Source organism: Citrobacter sp. Cc139, assembly GCF_030334645.1.
Lineage (GTDB): Bacteria > Pseudomonadota > Gammaproteobacteria > Enterobacterales > Enterobacteriaceae > Citrobacter > Citrobacter werkmanii.
Genome location: NZ_JAOWDM010000094.1, coordinates 2230 through 16820 on the forward strand (window position 1 = coordinate 2230; position 14591 = coordinate 16820).

The 14591-nt window shown below is 50.1% G+C and carries 19 protein-coding genes; 1 reads left to right on the top strand and 18 read right to left on the bottom strand.

The window, feature by feature from the left end:
* Positions 1–14: 14 nt before the first annotated feature.
* The 5 genes from OGV69_RS22820 to OGV69_RS22840 are packed head-to-tail and all read right to left on the bottom strand — an operon-like array spanning position 15 to position 5255.
* A complete protein-coding gene (locus OGV69_RS22820) occupies positions 15–959 on the bottom strand; it encodes a DUF6453 family protein (protein WP_227409168.1) in 945 nt (314 codons plus the stop codon).
* Positions 959–3673: a phage tail tip protein J-related protein gene (locus tag OGV69_RS22825; protein ID WP_069325442.1), complete on the bottom strand. Its 2715-nt coding sequence runs from the start codon at positions 3671–3673 to the stop codon at positions 959–961. Before OGV69_RS22825 ends, OGV69_RS22820 begins: the two co-directional genes overlap by 1 nt.
* Entirely contained in the window at positions 3673–4071 is a 399-nt protein-coding gene (locus tag OGV69_RS22830) for a DUF6950 family protein (protein WP_038642081.1), read from the bottom strand. Before OGV69_RS22830 ends, OGV69_RS22825 begins: the two co-directional genes overlap by 1 nt.
* Before the next feature lie 6 nt (positions 4072–4077).
* The gene (locus OGV69_RS22835; protein WP_048217931.1) at positions 4078–4662 is read right to left on the bottom strand and encodes a hypothetical protein; all 585 of its coding nucleotides are present in this window, start codon (positions 4660–4662) and stop codon (positions 4078–4080) included.
* Positions 4662–5255, bottom strand: a complete 594-nt coding sequence (locus tag OGV69_RS22840; protein WP_069325441.1) for a hypothetical protein — start codon at positions 5253–5255, stop codon at positions 4662–4664. The genes OGV69_RS22835 and OGV69_RS22840 overlap by 1 nt, the downstream gene beginning before the upstream one ends.
* A gap of 165 nt (positions 5256–5420) precedes the next feature.
* Between OGV69_RS22840 and OGV69_RS22845 the strand changes: the two genes are divergently transcribed.
* Positions 5421–5645 carry a hypothetical protein gene (locus OGV69_RS22845; RefSeq protein ID WP_003841703.1) on the top strand — a complete coding sequence of 75 codons (225 nt, stop codon included), beginning with the start codon at positions 5421–5423 and terminating at the stop codon, positions 5643–5645.
* On the opposite strand, the gene OGV69_RS22850 is transcribed toward OGV69_RS22845, so the two are convergent.
* The 13 genes from OGV69_RS22850 to OGV69_RS22905 all read right to left on the bottom strand — a co-directional run bounded on the left by OGV69_RS22850 (position 5634) and on the right by OGV69_RS22905 (position 14582).
* Positions 5634–5993 (bottom strand): hypothetical protein, encoded by a 360-nt coding sequence (locus OGV69_RS22850; RefSeq protein ID WP_069325440.1) that lies wholly within the window; start codon positions 5991–5993, stop codon positions 5634–5636. The genes OGV69_RS22845 and OGV69_RS22850 overlap by 12 nt on opposite strands.
* A 45-nt stretch (positions 5994–6038) precedes the next feature.
* Positions 6039–8513 (bottom strand): phage tail tape measure protein, encoded by a 2475-nt coding sequence (locus OGV69_RS22855; RefSeq protein WP_069325439.1) that lies wholly within the window; start codon positions 8511–8513, stop codon positions 6039–6041.
* A 74-nt stretch (positions 8514–8587) separates the two neighbouring features.
* Complete coding sequence (locus tag OGV69_RS22860; protein ID WP_077224034.1) at positions 8588–9307, bottom strand: zinc ribbon domain-containing protein; 720 nt, start codon at positions 9305–9307, stop codon at positions 8588–8590.
* Positions 9308–9369: 62 nt separating this feature from the next.
* Positions 9370–9546 (bottom strand): phage tail assembly protein T, encoded by a 177-nt coding sequence (locus OGV69_RS25415; protein WP_202617084.1) that lies wholly within the window; start codon positions 9544–9546, stop codon positions 9370–9372.
* A 110-nt stretch (positions 9547–9656) separates the two neighbouring features.
* Positions 9657–10037, bottom strand: a complete 381-nt coding sequence (locus OGV69_RS22865; RefSeq protein ID WP_069325438.1) for a phage tail assembly chaperone family protein, TAC — start codon at positions 10035–10037, stop codon at positions 9657–9659.
* Positions 10038–10089: 52 nt separating this feature from the next.
* A complete protein-coding gene (locus OGV69_RS22870) occupies positions 10090–10581 on the bottom strand; it encodes a phage tail tube protein (RefSeq protein ID WP_039517935.1) in 492 nt (163 codons plus the stop codon).
* Between the two features lie 58 nt (positions 10582–10639).
* A complete protein-coding gene (gene gp17, locus OGV69_RS22875; RefSeq protein WP_069323628.1) occupies positions 10640–11005 on the bottom strand; it encodes a tail completion protein gp17 in 366 nt (121 codons plus the stop codon).
* Positions 11002–11541, bottom strand: a complete 540-nt coding sequence (locus tag OGV69_RS22880; RefSeq protein WP_069323627.1) for an HK97-gp10 family putative phage morphogenesis protein — start codon at positions 11539–11541, stop codon at positions 11002–11004. The genes gp17 and OGV69_RS22880 overlap by 4 nt, the downstream gene beginning before the upstream one ends.
* Complete coding sequence (locus tag OGV69_RS22885; RefSeq protein WP_069323626.1) at positions 11534–11866, bottom strand: phage head closure protein; 333 nt, start codon at positions 11864–11866, stop codon at positions 11534–11536. The genes OGV69_RS22880 and OGV69_RS22885 overlap by 8 nt, the downstream gene beginning before the upstream one ends.
* A gap of 1 nt (position 11867) precedes the next feature.
* Entirely contained in the window at positions 11868–12080 is a 213-nt protein-coding gene (locus OGV69_RS22890; RefSeq protein WP_069323625.1) for a hypothetical protein, read from the bottom strand.
* A 63-nt stretch (positions 12081–12143) separates the two neighbouring features.
* Positions 12144–12470 carry a head-tail connector protein gene (locus OGV69_RS22895; protein WP_069323624.1) on the bottom strand — a complete coding sequence of 109 codons (327 nt, stop codon included), beginning with the start codon at positions 12468–12470 and terminating at the stop codon, positions 12144–12146.
* A 42-nt stretch (positions 12471–12512) separates the two neighbouring features.
* Positions 12513–13724 carry a phage major capsid protein gene (locus OGV69_RS22900; protein ID WP_069323623.1) on the bottom strand — a complete coding sequence of 404 codons (1212 nt, stop codon included), beginning with the start codon at positions 13722–13724 and terminating at the stop codon, positions 12513–12515.
* 9 nt (positions 13725–13733) lie between these two features.
* Positions 13734–14582: a head maturation protease, ClpP-related gene (locus OGV69_RS22905; RefSeq protein ID WP_069323622.1), complete on the bottom strand. Its 849-nt coding sequence runs from the start codon at positions 14580–14582 to the stop codon at positions 13734–13736.
* Positions 14583–14591 lie beyond the last annotated feature (9 nt).

A 14591-nucleotide genomic window follows, 5' to 3' on the forward strand; every position in this document is an offset into this window, starting at 1 on the left:
GACATAGTTTTTCCTCAGTACATGTTCGGAAGAATAAGAATGGGCATGGCGATATTTCTGTTTCGGGTCATATCCCATGCACCGGAATAGCGGTCCGCAAACACTTTGTTGTAGGCCGACCTGACGCTACCGCCTGACATGACCACACCTTTAGTTCTGATATTTCCCCATCCACCAATCATTCGCACCTGAACGCCGGTATAGACTATCTGGCAGAACCCGCCGCCTATATCATGGAATGCGTCGGTTATCTGGATTTGTCGGTCATATACAAACGGGCGTTTCAGCGTGGAGAACGTGACCTGACCCGCGGCGTTGGTCATCGTGATACCGTCGCCGCCGACAGGAGCCGTCTGGTTGAATATCACCAGGTCAATCGTCGCCGTTCCGGCCACGTCGTCCCGCCCGGTGTAGGAAATATCGCGCACGATGATGTTGCCGCCATCAAACCCCACCGACACATTCGGGTTATCCCATTTGCCAAAAGGAATACCGCCCACAGGAAGCGGCGCGCTGCCGTTAACCGTAATACGCCCGGAATAAGCGCAGGTCATCAGCGCGGCCTGATTAGATATGGCGGTGAAGTCAGTAGAGTTTGAAACCAGTAATCCTTCGTTATGCGTCGCCGCAGGCAGCAGCTCCATGACATAACCAGACCAGTCAGGAGTGATGGCCTTCCCCCCGATGGTCTCTGCACCAATGATGACCCCGGAATTACCGTTGCGGGTGACGCTTGTCATAATGGCCACATCAAATTCAGCATAGGAATAGATGTAAATGGGGTTAGTTGGCACCACGATAGCCTGTGAGCCGGGAACAAGTGGCGTATTGACCGGGTACTGCATTGACTGGGATGACCAGCCTGAAAACGATGTACAAAAACTCGGGGCACGCAGCCCCGCAGTAATCGCCATCACCGGACGGCCATCGTTATAGTCGATTAATATCCCTTCCGGCATTATGACCACCTCCCGACGACAACCCGACCACCGCCAGATAAATTGACAGTTAGTCCATTACCGTTGATGACGACGGTGTTATTAACCCCGTTAAATGCAAATTCACCGCTATCGGCATACAGCCTTCCGTGGAATTCAGGGCTGGCATTCTTGGGTAAGTTCCAGCCTCTTACACCGGGTATGAAATTTGAGGATTGAAGCGAGTCCGTAATTTTCCCGAAATCAATGGATGCCTCCTGAATTAATGCACTGCGAATAAATACCTGCCCGTTATAGACAAAGAATGCTGCCTGCCAGTTGCCAGGGTTATTACCGGAATAAATACCGAACTGATCGGCAGCAAATACAACCGTGGATTTATAACCATTCCCGAATGGTTCAATGGACATACCAAAACCCGTGTTGTATTTAACACCGTTTCTTACGATACCCATATTCAGGGTGTAAGAGGCTTTGGCTGTTCCGTCACTTTTTACTTCAGCCGTCATTTTCTGGTTGACCGCAGAAGTCAGGCTTCCTTCCGGTCCTATTTGAGCCTGTACATAGGTGGATAAATCAGCAAGCCCCTGCTCTGCGGTTGCGACTGTTGTTTTCACAATCAATATGTCTGCGCGAACCTCACCGTACTGCACCCACTGATGTTCAACGGTTCCGTGGTTTGCCAGCGCATTTTCCATAATGCCTTCCAGATTCGTATCAACACCGGACTTAATATTCTGGAACGCATCAGAGTTCTGAATCTGGTCATCAATGATGTCAATAAGACCGCCAGTATCCATGGAGCAGAGCGCCGGTACTTCGATAAAGCCGGAGGCGCCAAAGGCGTTAACCGTTCTGATGTACCAGTAATAGGTATGTCCAACCTGTAGCTGATTGCTGGTCCAGGTGGTTCCCATTCCTTCGCGGCTGGCACTCCCTTCCACCGTGGCTGTTGAGGTATTTGGCAGTTTCGTTTCGCCTGACGTCCAGAAATCGAACTGTGTGGAAACATTAGTGATCGCCGCCAGACGCGGGATCAGCGTGACGGCAAAGAATCCCTGCTCAATATCAACATGGGAAGGTGCTGGCGGGGCTTCAATGCTGAATTCCAGATACCCTTCTGGCGACTCTGCCCCCATCTGGTTTACGGCAATGACGTGGGCTGTGTAGGTATTTTTCGGTAACCCGGTAAGACGCGTGAACGTCCCCGGAACCTGGACAGACATCACCATCTGACCATTGCGGCGAATGACCACTTTGTTGTAGACCACCTGACCGATGTTTTGCCAGGACAGAATGCCCTGCACTACCTGGCCAATTTCTTCCACGGTGTATTTCAGATTCTGCGGCTGCGCCACTCCGCCTGATGGCAACTGGGTGAACGGCGGCCGCTCAATCGGTTTACCAACAGCGTCGCCCCAGACATCTGCGGTTTCCTGCTTCAGCGTCAGTTGTACGCCATTCTGAACGCCGAACTTCCAGTCAGTTACCCGCATCTCAACATTCACGATACCGATAGACGGGAAATTCACCTTCACATACATTCCCGGGCGGTAACGGTACCCGCTCAGGTTTAACGTAACGTTCATGGTTCTGGCGATGCGGGTGCGCTTTAACTTCACGTCTGCCAGACGCTGGGCCTGAAATTCAGAGGTCACAAATCGCAGCTTCATATCCTGCGATATTTCCACGCCGTCTTCCGTCACCCATTCACTGACAGACACAGAAGGGAAATCCGCTTCGGTATAGCCCTGCTGCGGATCGACAAATGTCCCCTTGATAGTGTTAACACGTTCCGCCTGAGATACTTCCGGCATGATTTCGATATCACCGGCCAGTTGGCTTTCAGTGATCACTTCGGTTGCGGGTCCGTAATACGCCCCGACCAGAAGGCCATGTTTGCCCGCTGTATACGTTACATCCCCGGCGCATGCCGCCAGCATTCCTTCCAGAATACTGACTTTGTTTTCACTGAGATCGAACTCACCGTTGATCGTGTAACGCTTCTCAACGGTATTGCTACCAGTAATCACATCCTCATCACAGATGTTCGCCGCTTCCTTAAACTGATCCCAGAGAATATCGGTATCGGGTACTTTCAGGTAATTGCGGTAATAGTCCAGGATAACCAGCGCCGCATTGTTGCTGTAACCCGTCAACCCGGTACGCGGGTCATAAACGGCACGCCCCTGTTTTTCTACCTTGATGTTAGGGATACCTGCCGGGAATTTTTCAGCGTTGAACTTCAGGGATACGCGCAGCCAGGTGATCCCTTTCCCGATCATGTCTTCTTTCCATGACGGGCAGTTTTCCAGCATGTAAGGGTCCGCCGTCTGGCGGTTGGTGTGCAGCTCGAAAAAGGCATGCTCAGGATAGCTACTGATCGGCTCATCACCCAGCCAGACAGTCTGAACGCCGGATAACGGGTGTCCCGCCAGGGCAATAGCCAGATGCAGCATTTCGCCATCATCCTGTTCGCCAGCCTGCTCTTCGGAAAAGAACAAAGTGCCCGCCGACATTGAGCGACCATAAACAACGGTTTTGGCGCTGGCCGCTGCACGCAGAACCTGTTTGCGTTCAGACGTATCACGGTAGGAATTCAGCGACGGGGTCTTGGTCAGCGCCTGGGTGGCAATTTGAGCGGCGACGGTGATAACCATCGCAATGGCATACATTTCATTTGCCGCTGCCACACCTGCGGCAATGGTGGCAACTATAGGAACAGCAGCAGGCATTAACGTACCCTCCAGACACTCAACGGTTTAACCCGCAGACTGACAAGACCAGTTTCGCCAGGCACCCACACAACGCCGGAATACACCACCCCAGCACACCGCGCCCCGGCATTTTCAACAACGGCAATATCCCCGCGCTGCGCCAGATTCACCGGCACTTCATCGAGATACCGTGACAGCACCTTTTCAAGCGAACCGCCTCCTCGCAATATCGCCTTTTTCGCCCCATGCTCACTGTCGTAGGTTCCGCGCCAGCCTGTCGCAAAATCCTCGCCGCACATGGCCTGAGCACAGTCCGCCGCGAACAGGCAGCAGTCATGACTGCCCCATAAAAAAGGCCGCTTTTCAGCGGCCCTTATTACGGTAATTAATCTGTTATGCCAGTCCGGATGCTTCATGCTTCCTCACTTATAGGTAAATCCTGGTGCATCTTTTTTACTACCCCAGTAAATCGAACGTTCAGACATCTGCGCCACATACCGGAATATGCGGTCGCCGGGATAAGCAGCCTGCTGCGATTCATCGGTATAGCGATCGGGGAAAGGACGCTGCCAGTCTTCAAAAATATTACTGATGGTGTACTGCAGGGCGTTAGTCCCGCCAGCGGTCGCCCCTGTACTGGATACCCGCCCTTTGAACAGGAGATCGGCAACCTGGACAACACCGTTATCATCCATGGCCACCAGATAAATTTCGGCATTTCTGCCCACGCATCGCTCATTCAGCGTGGTAGCAAAGAGGGCCATATCCAGACCTGAGAGGGTCATTTTGACCTGCGTGGGGCTTGTCGTGCTGGTTTCACTGGCATCATCAACAGAACCCATGCGCCCCATGCCGTAATAGACATAACCCCCAAGAACCAGTGTCCCGGTACCGGAATGTACATAGACGGTACCGGATTCAAACTGAATATTGGCGGCGATCGCGACCGTCACCCTGTCGCGGGATAACCAGTCCACCATCGAATCCGAAAAGGGGGAATACAGCATTAAAATGCCTCCTCAAGCTCCAGTGTATAACTGGTAAAAACACCCGGCACACGGTTACCGGCTCCCTGCTGGTTATCCTTCAGTTTGAAAATGCCGTAGGGTTTCGCGATTTCAATGACTGCATTAGCAGGCGGAGAACCACGCAACATCGGCGCAAATACAATCATTGCGGTCCCGTTCGCAGCGCTCGTCACGTCGGCCGTAACCATCTTCAGCTCGTCATTAACAGTGAAATAATCGCCCTGTCTGAGCACCACTGTTCCCGGCGTCCAGCCCTTACTCTGGATCTGGGTTCCGGTCTGGTTAGCGCCATCAACAACGGGCACGCCCGCTGGCGTTCTGCCACTTCGCCCCCAGTCACGAACTTTTACCCTGCCATACTCACCGTCAAGCGAAGCCACCAGAGCATCTATACGTCTGGATTTTTCATCTGTCAGGTTATTAAAGGTCAGGGAACAGACCCAGCGGGTACCGGGAAAGCGTGCTGTCTGCGATGAGCCATTGAAGGGGGAACGAAAGGTTTTGGTATTACTTTCTGGTCGCCAGGTCAGCGACGCGGGACAGACATCTTCCGGCCATTCGAGTACAGCCATAGATTCTCCTGCATTATTCTGCGCCCAGCGGCGCTACTGATCATTTGTCAGGATGTTACTGATTTACATACCTGGTTATGGTTGTTACTCAGCCCGTCAGTGGTGGGACACTGACGCACTCAGATTAAGGAGGGATAGCTGATTACCTCTGGATAAGGAAATAAAATGAAGTTTTACCTGTCTAAAGTGCAACTGCTACACATTGGAATGCCAGGTGATTACGAACCAGAAGCCGGGGATCCAAATGTCAGATTTACCGTTTATGGTGAGCACGGAGAAAGCATCACCAATCATATATACATTAAGGATGCGAAGAGTCGCACTCTCGTGGATCTTGAAAAAGAAGTTAATCAGTACCTCAATGGATTATATTCCGCCTCAGTCAAGTAATCGGCGTAGTGGTCCACGAGAAATAAAGTCTTGATGTATTTGTTTCATAGCCGCCTCCGCACCAGCAGTAGCGGCTTTCTCCATTGCCTGGCGTAATTTATCTGATTCGCTTACAGGGGAACTAAAACAGTTAATAACAATAACCCCTCCCCCTTTAAGATGAACAGTAATACCGCCATCTGCTAATGTAACTTTGTCGCCCCGCTCCTGAAGTCCATTATCATTAACTTTCAGTTGCTGTCGAACAGAAGCACTGAGTTCATCAATCGCGCAGTTAATCTCATTATTGGCCTGGCGCATATGCAAAAGCGACTTTTCCAGCGCTTCAACACGTTGTTCTAAAGTCATAACTTTCTCCCGCCTTTCGGCTGATTAAATTAAGAATGCAGGCCATTACACGCCTAACAAACGACGTGCCTGCCCTCGATTGGAAAAGTCCTGCAAGATATCTTGCCGCGCCTGTTTAGCGCCGTCATTGGCCCCTTGACGGGCGGCTTCCTGCATAGCCTGCTTCAGTGCAGCGTCTCCGTTACCGGATATGTTGAAGTGCTGATGAATAGTTTGCTGGAGCTGAGCACCACCACCGCCAACAGAAGAAACCGTGTCATCCACCATACGAACACCGAGGTTACCGTCAGCAGTTCGCGTAAGGGGCATAATAGCTTCAGGACCAGCTTCTCCCATGAGCCCCGCACCTTTGGCGAAAGCAAACATCGTCGGACTGTTCACGACGCCATTACGGAAACGACTAAGATCAGGCGAATCCATTACACCACCCTTGGCGAATTTCAATTGAGATGCCGCACCTGTATAAGCTCCGGACGGTGTTGCACCGCCAGCGGATGCTGCGCCAGCCACTGAACTACCAAACATCCCACCAAGTGAACCAAACCAACCGCTATCACCAGCAGATTTAAGCGTGTTGACCATAATTGCCCTGAGCAAGACTTTCTGCAGCTCATTCAACACACTGTTCGCCCAACTTGCCCAGTCAGCTTTATTACCACTGAGGGCATCAGCCATGTTATCCACCAGACCATCAAGGGTGTTACCGACTAAATCTGATACCTGAGTGTAATAATCGCTGGAAGTGTCTACCCAGTTAGCCAGACCATTCTGAGCCCCTGCCAGCCAGTTTCCCTGTAACTCATCCAGTTGGTCATAATGAGAACGGTATTTATCGAGTCGCTCAGCAAGCGCTTTGTCCAGTTCCTGGTTATAACGGTCATAATCCTCTTGGCTACGAATATCTCCGCTCTGATACCGACGTTGCAAATCCTCTCGCTTCTCCAGAAATTCGCGTTCAATGCTGAGTTGCTCACGCATCCTTTCGCGGGTTTTATCACCAAGTCCTGCGCCAATGACATCTGCATCAAGAGAAGCCGCTGAATTCGCATTTTCACGCTGAAGGTTCGATACGTATTCAGCCAGTTTTAGATTTTCCTCGTTTGCCTTTTTTACGGAATTTAGGCGATCAACCTCTGTAGCCAGTTGGTCAAGGCGTTGCTTCTGTGTTTCATTAAGTCCAGTTAGCTTTCCGTCAGCGATATCAAATTGTAGTTTTTGCTGTTCAGTAACTTCTGCGCTTTTCTTTCCAGTGGTGTCGATGAGAGCAATCTGACGGAGGTAACTTGTCTCCATTGATTTAAAAGCTGATTCAAGTTTTTTTGCTGAAGTATCAGTTTTTAATTTCCCGTTTGATTCTCCTGCGTCAAGACCATAATCTGTTTTAGATGAAGAATAATTACCTATGGTTGCTGGATATAGAGGTAGGTTATTTCCTGCTTTAAGGATTGCTCGGCGGCGTTCAAGCTCTGATCGTTCAGCCCGTTTCCCTTCCACATCCATTCCTAATCTGTTGAAATCTGCAAGAAAACCTTCGTCATTTAAATCTGCATCAAGGTTTCTTATGCGACGATCAATTTCCTCTATAGATGCATTCTCCCCTACTGCCTGTCCCCCTTTGTAAAGATCGATGAGTTTTCCTGCTTCCGCTCCAACCTTAACAAGCCAGGTAGCGAGGTCGACCACACCACTAACAAGGTTGGTGATACCTTTGATAACTTCAGGGTCTTTAAATACATCACCCATGTCGCTAATTGATTTCTGCAGGTTAGAAAGGTCAACCTTTGCTAATCCAGCTGATAATTCAATCTTAACCCCTTTAACTTGGTTTTCCATATCCTCAAAGATTGAATTAACTTTTACGAGACTTTCTATATCGGTATCATCTGGTGCTACGCCAAATTCTTTCGCAGCCTTAATATATTTTTGTAATTTATCACCGCCCTGATCAAGCAAAGGAAGCAACTTAGAGAGATCGTTACCCAAGCTTTCAAGAATAGTAGTCTTTTCAGCGTTTGTTTTAATCTTGCTTAGCGCATCACTTATGGCTAAAAGTTGCTTATCCGGCGATTCACTCGATAATTTTTTAGCTGATAAACCGAGTGCATCCAATGCATCTACTGCCTCACCTGATTTATTCAGTACCGAGTCACCAATTTTATCTCCGATATCTTTAAAAATATCAGCCATTTGATCGCCTGAAACACTTGCTTTTTCTGCAGCATACTGCCAAGCAAGTAATGATTGAGTAGACATGTTGAGCGACTTAGCCCAACGGTCAGACTCAGTAATTTGCCTGGAGGTGTTTTTTAACAGGTTGTATCCAGCCACACCTACGCCAATAGCAGCGGCGCTTGCTGCAGTTGCTGCCCCTGTGAATGCAACAGCTACAGATTTTGCATCCTCTTGAACCTGTTTTCGCCATTTCTGCGATGCCCTTTCAGCCTGGCTTAGGCCGCCAACAAAGCCGCCAACTTTGGCAATTAAGTCTATCGTTAATGTACCTAATGATTTACTTGCCACGCTGTCCTCCAGGTAAAAAAAAGCCCCGCAAAGCGAGGCATTTTAATGCTTATTAAATAGTGTAAATATTACTTTTATTTTTTCTTTGCTTGCTCTGGATAATCTGAAACATCAAAATCGAACCCCTGTTCGCCAGATTGATAAAATGTCACTCCAATAGTGATTTTTTTATTGCTCTTGATATATTTTTCGAAAGACTGTGGGTTATCAAGAAAAATCATATCTGATCTTCCAGACGCCTCACTACTTGCAGTCCAGGTTTTTACCTTTCCGTTATCGCCCTTCGTTCTTATTGAGCAATCTGAGTAACCACATACAATCTGACCTTTAGATATCACGACATAGGCATCAGTACCTTGTTTTCTTTTGCGGAAAACCAAGTTGAGTACAGATCCACCATCAACGTTGTATGGGAATGGGAAATTAACATGGTTTTTCGATGTATTATAAAAAATCTCCCCAACCTCACCAGTAACGCTATCTTTCGTGGGTTGGTTATGCCAGTTAATAACTGTAACTGGTTCTTTTTTTACCTCTACTTCTTTTACGACATCATTTTTCAACTTATCAGTGCTTACCTGAGTGCTACCCACTGTTTGGCTAGGTGCTTCTTTTTTATTGCTTACTTTGCCAATAAACAAAAGAAGGATAAGAACCCCTACAAAAATAAAAAACACCATCATACATCCCGATGGGCCTTTGTTTTTTTTTGCTATGGGAGCTCCGCACTTTGGACATGATGCGGCCTTATCAGATACCTGTTCTCCACACTCTTTGCATTTAATCAAAGCCATTCCTTGATCTCCTTGTTTTTAGATAGGGTAGCAAGGAAAGCGTTTCTAATAAATTCTACTTTTCAATTCCACGTCCTCATCGCTTCATGCAGGCTGATTGGTTCGTTAGCGGCAACGCGCTCTACAGCTGCTATGTGAGGGGCGAAATCAGCAACGCTGAATGCCGGTGTGTTTGTACCGCGATTCACATTAGCCAGCACAGAAGAAATCAACGCTGCTCCCCATTCCGTCCGCATCATAGGGTTTAGGCTTCCGTATTTTTGACGATACTGAACCCACTGCTGGAACTCAAGGAAGCTAAGGCGTTCCTGCGCTTCTGAAATGGTACGTCCACCAATCCCGTTAAGGACTAGTTCGCACCAGATTTCGTCTTCTGCGCTGAGTCCGTCTTTCCCAGATCGTTAACTTCCTGAATAGCCACCAGCAAAGCCACTGTAAGATTGCCATCCAGTGCGCCACGTTCAGGATCAGCCTCGCCGGTCACATCAACAACGGTAAACACCTGATGCCCGTCTTCATCACAGATTGATGCTGCAATACGACCAGCAACGCCATCAATCTTGCCAAGACCGGCGAGAACGTCAGACGTGGCAGTGTGATAACCCAGAGGGCGAACATAAGTTGTGGCAATATGTTCTTCCCCGTCAGCACCTTTCCATTTAATTTCTTTCTCAACAGGACGACCAGTAAAAGCACCTGTTTTTTTCAGCGTATCAAGAGTCAGTTTCATGTCTTTTTCCGGTATAAACATAAATGAGGCGGGGTATGATCCCCGCGTTTAATTAACTGCCTGGCTGTTCTTTCGGAATCCATGCCCCCTGGCCAGAGCGCTGGATGGTAGCAGACGTCTGCACGACGGTATTACCCTGGAAGTCAAACGGGAAGTCGGAAACATAACCTTTGAACACGTACCAGGTACGATCTGAAGGCAGAATCAGTCCATCAACAGCATCAGGGGAACTCCCCGTTGTTGGTTTAGACTCACCATCGGACCATCCGATCGCAAATGTCACATCACTCTGATCATTTGATTCAGCCATATTACTGAGCATCAGATGGCTGGCATTCTGTGGATCAGCGTTAAGCGTGGCCGTCGCCTGCCCCGGTGTACGCAGACCCTTTTTATATTTTCGGGTGTTGCGTTCACTGAGGCACGTATCATCAATCTGATCTGCAGGGCTGCCGCCTGGTGAAAATGCCGTAATACATTCGATTTCGCTCACGACACCATTCGCGAGCACAAAAAGTTGAGTGCCTTGAGTCACTACTGACATAGTCATCTCCGGATATAAAAAAACCGGCTTATAGCCGGTGTGATGTGAGTGGTTTGAGCTATCGGTTGACCAGCCAGTCAACGTCAAAGGAATATCGGTATTTGAGGGTTGCAGAGTCTCTGCCCTGTGCATCCCAGCGGGTAATGTAAGCTTTACTCTGAATGACATCGCGCAATGCTCTCGCCACAGCAAGAGCATCTTCATCGGTGTCGCCATAGACATCCACCTGAATGGAATAACGGTCGATGTCAGGGTTCTGACTCAGGTAATTTTCAGGTTCACCGCCCACGTTCTGCCAGACCGCGTAGGGATACACAAGGTCATCATCATGCATGCCAAACGGATAAAGCCTGACCGGGTTGGCACCAAGTAGCTCTTTTACTTTCGGGTCTGTCGAACAGACGGAAAAAACTGGAGCAATCATGCTGTCGTTCCTTTTTTGTCGGCACGCCTAACTGCGCGATCGATAGCTTTTTCCATTTCTTCAGCGAAAACGCTGATTACTGCGGTATCAACACCATTCATCGCTGGTCGCAGTACAGGCTTTGCGGCGGCATGCTCGGTTCCAAATTCGAGAAAACGCCAGTACCAGGTATCGCCGCCAGGATTGCTTTTATCGCCCAGTGTTTTGAACGTTTTCCCAGCCCTGCCTTTCCTGACGTTAGCCTTTGTGTTTGCATACTGACTGGCGCCGCCCATTACCCCAACACGAAATGCCAGATCACCCGTCCTGCGGAATTGTTTGCTGCTGAAGCTGGCGACAATATTTTTATATATCGCCTCTTTGGTGAGGGGATCATCAACTCTGGCTGCGTTACTTCTGGCGCGATCCCTGATTATATTCGCAGCCTTACGCAGCGCAGAACGCCCGGCTTTATTTCGGGTAACGTCGGAAACAGCCTCCATTTTTCCAAGCAGTGATTCGAGGCCTGTAAGGTTTACTTCAACACTATCAGCCATCGTTTACCCCCTCAGAACAAGGAAGCGTCAGATATTCACGACCACTTTTCGGGTCCGGGAGCACGCCCTCAACGTTGTATACTGAGCCACGAAAGAGAATACGGTGCTTTCGGGTAATACCTGCACGGTAACGAATCGTTATGCGCGTTGTTATTTCGCCCTGTGATGCCTGGGCCGCTATAAACTCCCGTGCTGATAAGGGGGATATTTCGGCCCAGATAGTTGCGACATCGCGCCAGGTATTAATTACGGCTCCCGTTGTAGGGTTCTGTTCTTTTACCGGCACCTGCAGGGTAACCCTGTGACGCAATTTCCCGGCTTGCATATCACCCCCTGGGTTTTTGACTCAAGTAAACGGGTCGCTCATCACCTAATGAAGTAGTATCAATTTCTTCATCTTCGGCCAGTGACTGGATAATGACATCACACAGAGCTGCGTTTGATTTAGCCAGGCGGCTTATCGCTTCCGTCTGTTCTCTCTGAGCTGCGGTTTGTTCCCGCAGCGCCGCTATTAGTTCCTTTACCAGTTGCTCGTTCATAAGCTATTTTCGCCCACTTTTTTATCCATTCGCGCCTCTGCGCGCACCCGGAACAGGCCATATTTACACCCCGTAAATTCGGTATGGCTGCAGCAAAGCCTCAACTGCAAACGGAACCTCTGCAACGGCCTGACCAACGACCACTGATTCTCTGTTGGCATACCAGTGACCTATCAGCAGTAACATGGCCGCTTTAACATCATCATTCAGTAGAATCGGGGCAGGGTCGTCTACGTAACCATGGCTGTCTTCTTTTTCATAGAGCGTTCGCCGCGTCCATGTCTGAACGTAACGCGCCGCCGCGCCAGTGTATAAAGTCAACAAGGCATCATCACCGGTAAAGTCGGTATCAATGCGGCAGTGCTGTTTCACCACATTTTGATCAAGCATTTTTCTGACCTAAAAAAAGCGGCCCGCAGGCCGCAGTGTTTATCAGCTACCTGCGCCGGTGCTGAAGGAGCCATACACGAACGCTTCAGGGCGTTTGACGGCCAGCGCCAGACGTTCCTCGCAACGGATGGTGATCATGTTTTTCTCGAAATCGTCGGCGTTCTCCGTGGAGATAACCACGTTCGCATCTTCGCGGTCGAAGATTTGCGCGCCAGCGTTGAAAGCACCAGTCAGGAATTTACCCTGGAAGGCCGCCGCTTCCGTGGCTACAACCGGCAAGCCCCAAAGCGTCGGTCCAGTCAGCGCCGCAGGGTTAGCCAGAATGTATCGGCCCAGGCTGTCTTTGGTCAGTTCGATCCGCGCCCAGTCAATGAAGTGAAGAACGTGGCCGGATGCCGGGAAGCGCGCCAGTTGCGCCTGAAGCATTGCCAGACGCAGATCGTCAATACCGCTCTGCTGTTCTACAGTAAACGCCGGGTTAAATGCTGACGCCTGAGGAACAATGCCGTGCAGATGCACGCCGGTACCATCACCGAAGAGAATTTCCTGCTCTTCCGCGTACTTCAGTCCGTAGCGCATTTCGGCATCAACGGTTGACTGCAACTGTGCGAAGTCATCCAGGATCTGCTTTGAGGCTTTGAACAGGTGAGCGATGGTGCTGACGCCCGTGATTTTCGGCGTAAACTCAATATCGCTATATGGTTTCTGGGTATTTTCAGGAACCACTTTCGCGTTGTTGGTAAAGCCTGTCTGTTGCACCCAGAAAATAGCCGGGGAGGAAGTGCGACCAGGTGCAATCAGATCGCGGATGAACAGGCGCTGTTTCGGTGCTGTATCGATGCCCGGAATTCGCTGGGGTTCGACAACGCCATCAGGCACATCCGCAGAAGTCAGTGCAGCCTTAACCGGGATACTGATACGTTTGCCACCTTCCACGCCGGAGGCAAAGGTTTTCAGAGCTTCAGCAGAGATCACCTGCTGACCGATTGATTCCACAACATGCTTCGCGTTTGCCAGCGGCATCTGGGCGACATGTTGCTCCAGTTCGCCCATCGCTGCCTTCAGAGTTTTTTCTGCTTCGCGCAGGGCGTTGAACTCAGAAGCCATTTTATCGACGGCTGCCTTTGTTTCTTCCGACAGCTTGCCGGATTTTTGCGCCTCCTTCACTGCTTCTTCTGCTTTCGCGTTGAACTTGCCGGTTGCCTCTTCAATGCTGGCCGTGACTTTTTTCAGAATATCGTTTACTTCAGACATAAAAGGTCCTTATTTGACTAACGCCGCCAGGGCGCTTTCAAGTGAATTGATGGTTTCAGGTTTGATGTCTTCGGCAGCGCCCGGCGTACCGTCGTTGGTGGTGACAGCGCCAGGCATGCCACCGGATAAGGCTTTAATGAGTTTTCGGCGCTCAGAGCGCGGGGTGTTGGTCTTGGCCAGCAATGCATCAAGTTTGCGAAGCGCGGCTGCAGGCGATTCGTCGCCGTCGCTGACTGCATCAGCAGAAAGCAGGCTGTCTGCCAGTCCCTTCGCCACAGCATCACTGCCACCGATATAGCTTTCCGCGTCCATCAGCTTCTGGACAGCGGACATATCAAGGCCGGAGCGCGCCGCGTAGATGTCAGCCATAGCGGTATCGAAGGGTTCCAGTGACTGTGCCAGTTCTGCAAAATCATGGCGGTTTCCCATCGCATATACCCAGCAGTTGTGGATCATCAGGAAGGCACCGCGGCCAATCTGAATATCATCCCCGGCCATCGCAATTATCGAGGCGGCACTGGCGGCAATGCCCAGCACCTTCACAGTTACACGGCCTTCGTATTCGCGGAGAAGGTTATAAATAGCCAGACCTTCGAACATGTCTCCGCCCGGGGAGTTGATATTCACCGTAACGTCGGTGCCATTCATCGCCCGAAGTGCACCGGCAATACGTTTAGCTGTTACCCCTTCGCCCCAATAGTCCTGTCCGATCACATCAAAAACAGAAATGCTGTTATCGTCGGTGGCCGCAGCTTTGATCCCGCCGTCCCAGCGGTCCAGTGCAGACGGTAATGTTTCACAGGTAACGCGCGCGCAGGGGCGACCCGCCGGTGCTACCGGAAGTTGTTTTTTGCTCATCAGGAAAGT